Genomic DNA, 8743 nt, shown 5'->3' with positions numbered 1-8743 from the left:
CCGCGCCGTCGACGATGTCGCCGTCGACACGACCGGCGAGCTCCCCATCGGCGATTTCGAGGCGATTGGCGCGCCACCGGTCGACTCCGAGCCCCGGCGCGATGTGGTCGAGGATCTCGTGGAACCCCCCGGACACGACTCCGACGACACCGCCGCGGTCGTGGACGGCGGCGGTGAGATCGCGCACTCCGGGCGTGGGTTCGATCCGTGCACGTACCCGCTCGAATGCCGAGACCGGCACGCCCTGAAGGGCCGCGACCCGGGAACGAAGGCTCGTGGAGAAGTCGACTTCGCCGCGCATGGCCGCCTCCGTGGCCGCCTGCACCTCCGCGCGGCGCCCGGCCTCGTCGGCGAGCAGCTCGATCACCTCGTTGCGGATCAGGGTGGAGTCGGCATCGAGGACGACGAGGAAGCGCGCAGCGGTCACCCGTCGAGCCTATCGATCACCTGGCGTGCCGATGCGCCATGACGGCGTCAGCGCTCGATGAAAACGCCCTTGCCGACGACGGTGATGCCGGACTCCGTCACGGTGAAACCCCGTGCGAGGTCCCGCTCGCGATCGACGCCCACCGTAGCCCCGTCGGCCAGCACCACGTTCTTGTCGAGGATCGCCCGATGGATGCGCGCGCCCTGCCCCACCTGGACGTGGTCGAAGACCACCGAGTCCGTGATGGTCGAGCCGCCGCCGGCGAGCGTCCAGGGGCCGACCACACTGCGTTCCAGATGGGTGCCGGACAGGACCGATCCGAGCGAGACGATCGAGTCGATCGCATTCCCGATGCGCCCGACCGAGTCCCGCACGAACTTCGCGGGCGGCGAGTTGACCGCTTGCGAGTGGATCGGCCACTCCATGTTGTAGAGGTTGAACACGGGCAGGGTCGAGATCAGGTCGCGGTGCGCGTCGAAGAACGAGTCGATCGTCCCCACGTCCCGCCAGTAGGAACGATCGCGCGGGGAGGAGCCGGGCACGTCGTTCTGCTTCATGTCGTAGTAACCGGCCTCGCCGCGGTCGACGAAGTACGGGACGATGTCGCCGCCCATGTCGTGCCCGGAGGTCGGCGACTCGCCGTCGGCCTCGACGGCGGCGATGAGTGCGTCGGCGTCGAAGATGTAGTTCCCCATCGAGGCGAGCACCTCGTGCGGCGAATCCTCGAGGCCGGCGATGTCGGTCGGCTTCTCCAAGAACTGCTTGATGCGCCCGGACTCGGCATCGGCATCGATCACCCCGAACTGCGAAGCCAGGGCGAGGGGCTGGCGGATCCCGGCGACGGTCGCCTTCGCACCGGATTCGATGTGGGCCTCCAGCATCTGCCGGAAGTCCATCCGGTACACGTGGTCGGCGCCGATGACCACGACGATGTCGGGCTTCTCATCGTTGATCAGGTTCATGCTCTGCAGGATCGCGTCGGCGGATCCCGAGAACCATCGCTTGCCGAGTCGCTGCTGCGCGGGGACCGAGGTCACGTACGAGTCGAGGAGCGCCGACATCCGCCAGGTCTGCGAGATGTGCCGGTCGAGGCTGTGCGACTTGTACTGCGTCAGCACGACGATCTGCCGCAGGCCGGAGTTGATGAGGTTCGAGATGGCGAAATCGATCAGGCGATACTGTCCGCCGAACGGCACTGCGGGTTTCGCGCGATCCGCCGTGAGCGGCATGAGGCGCTTGCCCTCGCCGCCGGCGAGGATGATCCCGAAGACCTTCTTTGGAGCGGACATGGCTCCACCATAGATGCGTTCCCGGCCGCTGTACTAGCGTTCAGACATGCGAGTCGAAATGATCACGAAGGAGTACCCGCCCGAGGTCTACGGCGGTGCCGGAGTGCATGTGGCGGAACTCGTCGCCGCGCTTCGAGAGCACGTCGACGTGCGGGTGCGTGCGTTCGGGGCGACCCGCGACGAACCCGGTACCTTCGCCTATCGCACGCCCGCGGAACTCACCGGAGCGAACCCCGCGCTGCAGACGCTGGGGACAGACCTCGAGATCGTCGCCGCCATCGCCGACGCCGACCTCGTCCACAGTCACACCTGGTACGCGAACTTCGCCGGCCACCTGGCCTCGCAGCTTCACGGTATCCCGCACGTTCTCACCGCGCACAGCCTGGAGCCCCTCCGCCCCTGGAAGGCCGAGCAGCTGGGCGGCGGTTACGCGATCTCCAGCGGCATCGAGCGACTCGCCTACGAGAACGCCGCCGCGGTGATCGCGGTGAGCGCCGGCATGCGCGCCGACATCCTCCGCAGCTATCCGCAGGTCGACCCTGCGAAGGTCCGCGTGATCCACAACGGTATCGACGTCGAACGCTGGCGCCCGGTGCAGGACGCGGCATTCCTCCGGTCGATCGGAATGGATCCCGCACGTCCCTCCGTCGTGTTCGTCGGCCGGATCACGCGGCAGAAGGGTCTGCCTTATCTGCTGCAGGCCGCCCGACTCCTACCGCCCGAGGTGCAGCTCGTCCTGTGCGCCGGTGCCCCGGACACCCCGGAGATCATGGCCGAGGTGCAACAGGGAGTGCGGCTTCTGCAGGAGACGCGTGAAGGCGTCATCTGGGTGGAGCGGATGCTGCCGCGCGATGAGCTGTCGGCGATCCTCACCGCGGCGACGACCTTCGTCTGTCCCTCCGTCTACGAACCTCTCGGGATCGTGAACCTCGAGGCGATGGCCTGCGGCGCTGCGGTCGTCGGCACCGCGACCGGGGGCATCCCCGAGGTCGTGTCCGACGGCGTCACTGGTCGGCTCGTACCGATCGAACAGCTGCAGGACGGCACCGGCACGCCGGTGGATCCGGAGCGCTACGTGGCGGACCTGGCCGCCGTGCTCACCGAGGTCGCCATGGATCCGGAGCGCGCGCGGGCCTACGGTGAGGCCGGACGCGAGCGCGCGCGGGACGACTTCAGCTGGGCCGCGATCGCGGAGACGACGCGCGCGCTCTACGCGGAGCTCACCGCCTGAGCCGATAGGCTGGAACCATGCCGAGCGCTCTGGAATTCACCGACGTCGTCGTGCGCCGTGAAGGACGCAACATCATCGATCACGTGACCTGGGAGGTCGACGACGATCAGCGATGGGTGATCCTCGGACCGAACGGGGCGGGCAAGACCACCCTCCTGCAGCTGGCCGACACCCTCATGCACCCGACCTCGGGCACCGTGACCGTGCTGGGCGAGACTCTGGGCCGCACCGACGTCTTCGAGGTGCGCCCGCGCATCGGGTTCGCCTCGTCCGCGATGGCCAAGCGCGTTCCCCGCGATGAGACGGTCCTCAACACCGTGCTCACCGCCGCATACTCGGTGCTCGGTCGCTGGAACGAGAACTACGAGGACATCGATGAGCGCCGCGCGCTCCGCGTCCTCGCCGACTGGCGCCTCGACCACCTGGCGGACCGCACGTTCGGCACGCTGAGCGATGGCGAGCAGAAGCGCGTGCAGATCGCGCGCGCCGTGATGACCGATCCGGAGCTGCTGCTGCTGGACGAGCCGACCGCCTCGCTCGATCTCGGATCGCGAGAAGAGCTGCTGGCGCTGCTCAGTGGGTACGCTTCCTCGCCGACGACGCCGGCGATGCTGATGGTGACGCACCACGTCGAGGAGATCCCGGTGGGCTTCACGCACGTGATGCTGATTCGCGACGGAGCGATCGTCGCGGCCGGACCGATCGCCGAGACGCTCACGGCCGAGGCACTCACCGACACGTTCGGCATGCCCATCGTGCTCAGCAGCGAAGACGGCCGCTACGCCGCCCGCGCAGCATCCTGATCCAGGTCTGATAGAATCGATCCTTGGTGCTCTCCGCACCGCAGACTTCCCTCGTCCCTGGCACAATCCAGGGCAGCAACTAAGGAATCCCATGAAGACTGACATTCACCCCGAGTACAAGGCTGTCGTGTTCCGCGACCTGGGCTCGGGCGAGACGTTCCTCACCCGTTCGACCGTGACCGGCGACAAGACCATCGAGCTGGACGGCGTGGAGTACCCCGTCATCGATGTCGAGATCTCGTCCGCGTCGCACCCGTTCTACACGGGCAAGCAGCGCATCATGGACTCGGCCGGCCGCGTCGAGAAGTTCAACCAGCGCTTCAAGGGCTTCGGCGGCTCGTCCAAGTAACGACTGCCACGAAGAAGGCCCCATGCTCCGCGGAGGGTGGGGCCTTCTTCGTTCCTCGAGGGTTCTGCGACAGTCTCAGACGTCGATGACGATACGGCCGGAGTCGATGCGGCTCGGCGGGTCGCCTGGCGAGGGCGCCGGTGCCGTCCGCTGCGTCTGCCGGTCGCGTTCCAGCCCGGCCTCATATGCCGATGGCATCCAGATCGCATCGAAGGAGCCGCCGAACCCACCGCCTGCGCCGTCGTACTTCTCTTCTACGGGCTTCTGGGAGAACGTGTGCGCGATGCCGAACGCGACGAGACCGGGCCCTGCGATGAGGACGATCGCCACATAGATCCAGCCGAACACCTCGTTCATGACGACAGCGTATGCCCGATTCGGCGAGAGCCCATCCCCCTCAGGGATGATCCTCAGCGCAGGCGGCGGCCCTGCGCCAGGTCGATGAGGCGCGACAGCACGGGACCCGCGCGCAGCCCGTTGTGCTCGTGCTCGCTGGTCACCCACAGCTTCACGCCGGGTAGCAGGCGTGCTGTCTCGAGCGAGAACTCCATCGGGACGTACACGTCGTCGACATAGACGGCGGCGGCGCCCGTAGCCCCGGACGCGGCGATCGCCTCGGCGTCGTAGATGCTCGGCCATACGTACTCCGCGAGCGCGAGGGTGACGTCACGCCAGGGGCGGAAGGCGGGAACCGTCTCGGTCCAGTCGCGCCGGATGTGCTCGCCCGTGAAGAGCGTCGGGTCGTCGCGGAAGTCGGAGGGCTCTGTGCGTTCGGCCGACCATCGGGTGGCGTGGCCGTCGGCGTAGCTGGACTCGTGGAACGCGAAATACAGCGGATTGCGACCGTCGAACGGCATCGCGTGCATCAGGTCGTGCCGGAAGGCATTGGAGGAAGGGTCACGCTCGAGCAACGACCAGACGGTCTGCCAGCCGTCGTTCGTGCCGAGGGCCGAGCCCATCGATCGCAACCGCGATCGGGACACGACCTCGCCGTCGGGGAGGACGATGTCGCCGGCGTCTGCCAGATCGACGAGTCGCCGCATGGCGTCGCGGTGCTCCGGGAACCGACGGTAGTAACGCTCGGATGTCGTGCGCATCTTCTCGTAGCAGAGCGCGTACACATCATCGGGGTGGCGCCCGATCGTGCTGAGTCCGCCCGTGATGAAGACGTCCTGCAGCGAGGACGCGTCCGTCGAGAGGTAGGCCAGTGTCGTGAAGCCGCCGAAGGACTGCCCGAGCACGCTCCAGGTGGCAGCTCCGAGGTGTTCGCGGATCGCCTCGCAGTCGCGCACGATCGAGTCGGCGCGCAGGTGGGTCAGGTGCTCGGCCACGGCCTCGGCGCCGCGGGCGAGATCGTGATCGCCGACCGGGGTCGAGCGGCCCGTTCCGCGCTGGTCGAGGAGCACCAGACGGTAGTGGGCGAGAGCTTCATTCAGCCAGGCCGGCGACGTCGAAGAATGGAACGGGCGGGGAGCTTCGTGCCCTGGTCCGCCCTGCAGGAAGACCAGGAAGGGGAGGGTCTCACCGCCTTCGCGGGCGACCACGCGCGCGAAGATGTCGATGGTGCGGGAGTCGGCGGGATCGCCCCATACGAGAGGGACGGTGAGCGTGTGCTCTTCGACGGTGAGATCCAGCAGCTTGCGGACGACGGTGGTCATGATCACATCACATTCCCGATGTAGGAGTACTTGACGAAGACCTCCGAGGCGATGCCCGACTCCTCGAGCACCCCCTGCACAGCGGTCATCATGTAATTGGAGTCCCAGCCCATGTAGAGGAAGTGGGATTCGTCCAGCGCGTCCCACTGGCCCTTCCACGCCATGTCCTGGTAGATCGGCCCGCCGTGGGCGGCACAGTAGGCGAGGGCAGCGGCCCTCGTGTCGGTCCACGCGCGTCGGAAGACCCGGTTGAAGAGGTACTTCACGTCGGGGACCTCCCAGCGCTCACCGCGGTACTCGACGTAGTCGAACTCGCGTTCCCAGCCGGTCGGCCAGCCGCGACGGCGCACGGCATCCAGGATCGGGGTCAGGCCGTCGTCGTCGATCTCCGGCAGTGCCGGTCGCGCCCAGATGCGGATCAGGTCGGCGGTGAGGGCGACCGTGCGCCGGGTGATGGCGGCCGTGTTCCACGTCGGGACCTCGGCCAGCTCGCGGGTCGCCGGCACCGCGCTGCGGGCATACGCCTCATCTCGCTTGACGGGGAAGGCGGCGCCGAACACGCGCTCGGTCAACGGCTGCTCGAGCAGGGTCAGGTTGCCGAGAGTCGGGGCGAGCGCGCGATGGCTGTTCTGTTCGTCCTCGGAGTACTCGTTCCAGGGGCGTTCTCCGTCTCCCGACCAGGCGTCGCCGGGGACGGTGGGCACGATGTGCTCCACGTCGAACCCGTCGACGTCGCCGACGCCTTCCAGGCGACCGAGCACGTACGCGGGGTGGGGGAGCTCGCTGTACTTCAGTACCGCGCTCACACGCTCGTCGGAGGGGGTGATCCGCGCGAAGGCGCGTGCGAGCGAATCGCGACCTTCCCGGCGTGCGCGGCAGAGCCTGGCGATCAGCCTCTCGGCCGGAAGGTTGACCAGCGCGCGGCGGAGGTACAGCGACTGGATCCACTCCAACGTCCCGAGGAGTTCGGCGCGGTCGATGACGCCCCGCGCGTGATCGCTGTACACGCTCAGCACGAGGGGATACGACGAGCGCCCGAAGGTGTTGACGTGCCGCAGCTGCTGCGCGATCTCCGGGTCTTTCTCCCGTGAGGGATCGAGGAGGATGCCGTATACCTCTGCGTAGTGCCGCCACTCTTCCGCGTCTGCCTGCAGGTGGGTGACGTCGACGCGGGGGAAGGACTGCCGGAACGCGCTGTACACGCCGTGCTCGCCGTTCGCCGCCACCTCGCGGCCGGTGACGAGCACGAGGTAGTGCCGCCAGAACGCGCCGATGGCCTCACCGGTGTGATGCTCGATCGGCACCCAGAACCGGGCTTCGACGTCGACCTGCTCCGCGTGGCTGAGCCCCATCAGGATGTAGTTGTGGATGAGCTCGTGGTCGCGCAGCGGCTCGCCCGTGGAGTTCAGGCTCTCGAAGATCTGCTGGGCGTTCGCCTGGGCTCCGAGGGTGATCGACACGTGCTCGAGCTTCTGCAGCCCACGCCAGATGAGGGGAACCTCGTCCACGTGGATCTGACTGCGGAAGAAGGCGTAGTTGTCGTCGAAGCGGGATTCGCGGTCCGCGTCGTCGCGGCGGTCGAGCACGACGGACTCGTACAACTCGGCCCACGCATCGTGCGGGCGCAGCTTGGTGCGGCCGGGGTCGTCCGAGCGTACGAGCACGCGTTCCAACGAGGCGGCCAGAGCGGCATCGGTGTCGCGGATCGCATGGTGCAGCGCGGCGACCAGCAGCATCAGCGTGGTGATGCGCTGCTGACCGTCGATGAGGATCAGGTCGGAATCGGTCGACGTGCCGTCTTCGGCGGAGAGGATCGAGCCGATGAAGTGGCGGTGGGCGTCGTCTTCCCGCGCGACGGCGCGGATGTCGGAGAGGAGACGCTCGCACCCGCCGATGTCCCAGCGGTACTGCCGCTGATACACGGGGACGACGATGGTGGTGCTGCCCGCCGCGAGCCACTCGATCGTGTTGACTGCTGTCGCCTCGACGTTGGTCGCGGTGCTCATACTGGTGTCTCGTCCTCCCGTAGCGACGGGTGCCGAGGACTCGCCGGGCGCCCCGATCAGTCTATTCGGTTATCCACGGCCGACCTCCGAAGGGCTCGCGGGCTTCGCTGTTAGGCTTGCCTTATCAGGGCCTGTTAAAACGTGCTGGCCCCCGATGAAAGGAACATGACTCGATCATGGGTTACATCAAGTCCGCTGCCCTCGAGGAAAAGGGATTCGTCGTCCTCGACAGCTACAACCAGGAGCTCGACCCCAAGGAATGGCTCGACATCGAGTACAACGACTGGAAGTCGTCGGGTGACACCCGCTTCGCGCCGCTCGCCAGTGCCTTCGGTGACATCGAGTGCAACGGCTTCTGGAACCACAAGCCGCCGCGCACCGACAAGGACGGCGTCTGGATCGATTCGCAGACCGAGAAGGCTCCGAACCTGACGCGTCGTGCGCAGGAGCCCGGCGCCAACGTCGGCCGCTGCCGCGTGATCGAGCTGCAGCCGACCCCCTACGGCGAGTGCCTCTACAACCTGCACCAGGACGACAACAACCGTCTGAACCCCGACGGCACCGGCTGGGTGGTCCGCGGCTTCTTCAACCTGACGGACGACAAGGACAGCTACTTCGTCCTGCGCGAGAACCGCACCGACCCGAGCATCGAGTACCGCATCGCCCTTCCGGCCGGCGCGCAGCTCATCGTCGACACTCAGCGCCTGTGGCACGCGGCCACGCACAACGGCACCGAGCCGCGCTACTGCCTCATCACGTCGTGGACCTCGGGCCCCGAGCTCGACGCCTACATCGAGAAGTACAACGGCACTGACGATGTCCCCAACTACGAGGTCGACCAGGAGACGCTGGAGTTCGGCTACGCGGAGCAGGCGCGCAAGGACGCTGCACGTGCGGCGTACTACGCGGCGAAGGGCCAGCAGGTCAAGCAGGCCATGAGCGAGGCCTGATCCTCTTCTGAGCACTGCGAAGGCCCCCGG

Annotated in this window: 9 protein-coding genes; 4 read left to right on the top strand and 5 right to left on the bottom strand. The window is 67.4% G+C overall.

Annotation, left to right across the window (positions count from 1 at the left end):
- Together serB and glgC are read right to left on the bottom strand one after the other, a co-directional pair.
- A partial coding sequence (gene serB, locus ACNPM4_RS20810; protein ID WP_448987032.1) for a phosphoserine phosphatase SerB occupies positions 1–427 on the bottom strand: 427 nt, incomplete at its 3' end.
- Positions 428–474: 47 nt separating this feature from the next.
- Positions 475–1716 (bottom strand): glucose-1-phosphate adenylyltransferase, encoded by a 1242-nt coding sequence (glgC, locus tag ACNPM4_RS20805; protein ID WP_029261775.1) that lies wholly within the window; start codon positions 1714–1716, stop codon positions 475–477.
- A 46-nt stretch (positions 1717–1762) separates the two neighbouring features.
- Here glgC and glgA point away from each other — a divergent pair, with 46 nt between their 5' ends.
- The 3 genes from glgA (at position 1763) to ACNPM4_RS20790 (ending at position 4099) form a co-directional block, all read left to right on the top strand.
- Positions 1763–2947: a glycogen synthase gene (gene glgA / locus ACNPM4_RS20800; protein ID WP_372466675.1), complete on the top strand. Its 1185-nt coding sequence runs from the start codon at positions 1763–1765 to the stop codon at positions 2945–2947.
- A 17-nt stretch (positions 2948–2964) separates the two neighbouring features.
- The gene (locus tag ACNPM4_RS20795; protein WP_029261777.1) at positions 2965–3750 is read left to right on the top strand and encodes an ABC transporter ATP-binding protein; all 786 of its coding nucleotides are present in this window, start codon (positions 2965–2967) and stop codon (positions 3748–3750) included.
- Positions 3751–3841: 91 nt separating this feature from the next.
- The gene (locus ACNPM4_RS20790) at positions 3842–4099 is read left to right on the top strand and encodes a type B 50S ribosomal protein L31 (protein WP_028501712.1); all 258 of its coding nucleotides are present in this window, start codon (positions 3842–3844) and stop codon (positions 4097–4099) included.
- Between the two features lie 75 nt (positions 4100–4174).
- Here the strand turns inward: ACNPM4_RS20790 and ACNPM4_RS20785 are convergent, their stop codons facing one another.
- From ACNPM4_RS20785 to ACNPM4_RS20775, 3 genes are read right to left on the bottom strand one after another with little or no spacing between them, the layout of a single operon-like run.
- Complete coding sequence (locus ACNPM4_RS20785; RefSeq protein WP_372466678.1) at positions 4175–4456, bottom strand: hypothetical protein; 282 nt, start codon at positions 4454–4456, stop codon at positions 4175–4177.
- Positions 4457–4509: 53 nt separating this feature from the next.
- Positions 4510–5763, bottom strand: coding sequence for an alpha/beta fold hydrolase (locus ACNPM4_RS20780; RefSeq protein WP_448987031.1), 1254 nt, complete (start codon positions 5761–5763; stop codon positions 4510–4512).
- Positions 5760–7763: a DUF262 domain-containing protein gene (locus ACNPM4_RS20775; RefSeq protein ID WP_448987030.1), complete on the bottom strand. Its 2004-nt coding sequence runs from the start codon at positions 7761–7763 to the stop codon at positions 5760–5762. Before ACNPM4_RS20775 ends, ACNPM4_RS20780 begins: the two co-directional genes overlap by 4 nt.
- Before the next feature lie 176 nt (positions 7764–7939).
- On the opposite strand from ACNPM4_RS20775, the gene ACNPM4_RS20770 reads away from it, so the two are divergent.
- Entirely contained in the window at positions 7940–8713 is a 774-nt protein-coding gene (locus tag ACNPM4_RS20770) for a hypothetical protein (RefSeq protein ID WP_029261781.1), read from the top strand.
- Positions 8714–8743 lie beyond the last annotated feature (30 nt).

Source organism: Microbacterium umsixpiens, from assembly GCF_053543675.1.
The sequence above is the reverse complement of the archived record's forward strand: the minus strand, read 5'-3'. Positions and strand labels throughout refer to the sequence as shown.

Bases quoted from the DNA above. Each gene is read 5' to 3' on its own strand.
- ACNPM4_RS20785 (WP_372466678.1), bottom strand. From the start codon at position 4,456: ATGAACGAGGTGTTCGGCTGGATCTATGTGGCGATCGTCCTCATCGCA.
- ACNPM4_RS20770 (WP_029261781.1), top strand. From the start codon at position 7,940: ATGGGTTACATCAAGTCCGCTGCCCTCGAGGAAAAGGGATTCGTCGTC.
- ACNPM4_RS20775 (WP_448987030.1), bottom strand. From the start codon at position 7,763: ATGAGCACCGCGACCAACGTCGAGGCGACAGCAGTCAACACGATCGAG.
- ACNPM4_RS20790 (WP_028501712.1), top strand. From the start codon at position 3,842: ATGAAGACTGACATTCACCCCGAGTACAAGGCTGTCGTGTTCCGCGAC.
- ACNPM4_RS20795 (WP_029261777.1), top strand. From the start codon at position 2,965: ATGCCGAGCGCTCTGGAATTCACCGACGTCGTCGTGCGCCGTGAAGGA.
- glgA (WP_372466675.1), top strand. From the start codon at position 1,763: ATGCGAGTCGAAATGATCACGAAGGAGTACCCGCCCGAGGTCTACGGC.
- glgC (WP_029261775.1), bottom strand. From the start codon at position 1,716: ATGTCCGCTCCAAAGAAGGTCTTCGGGATCATCCTCGCCGGCGGCGAG.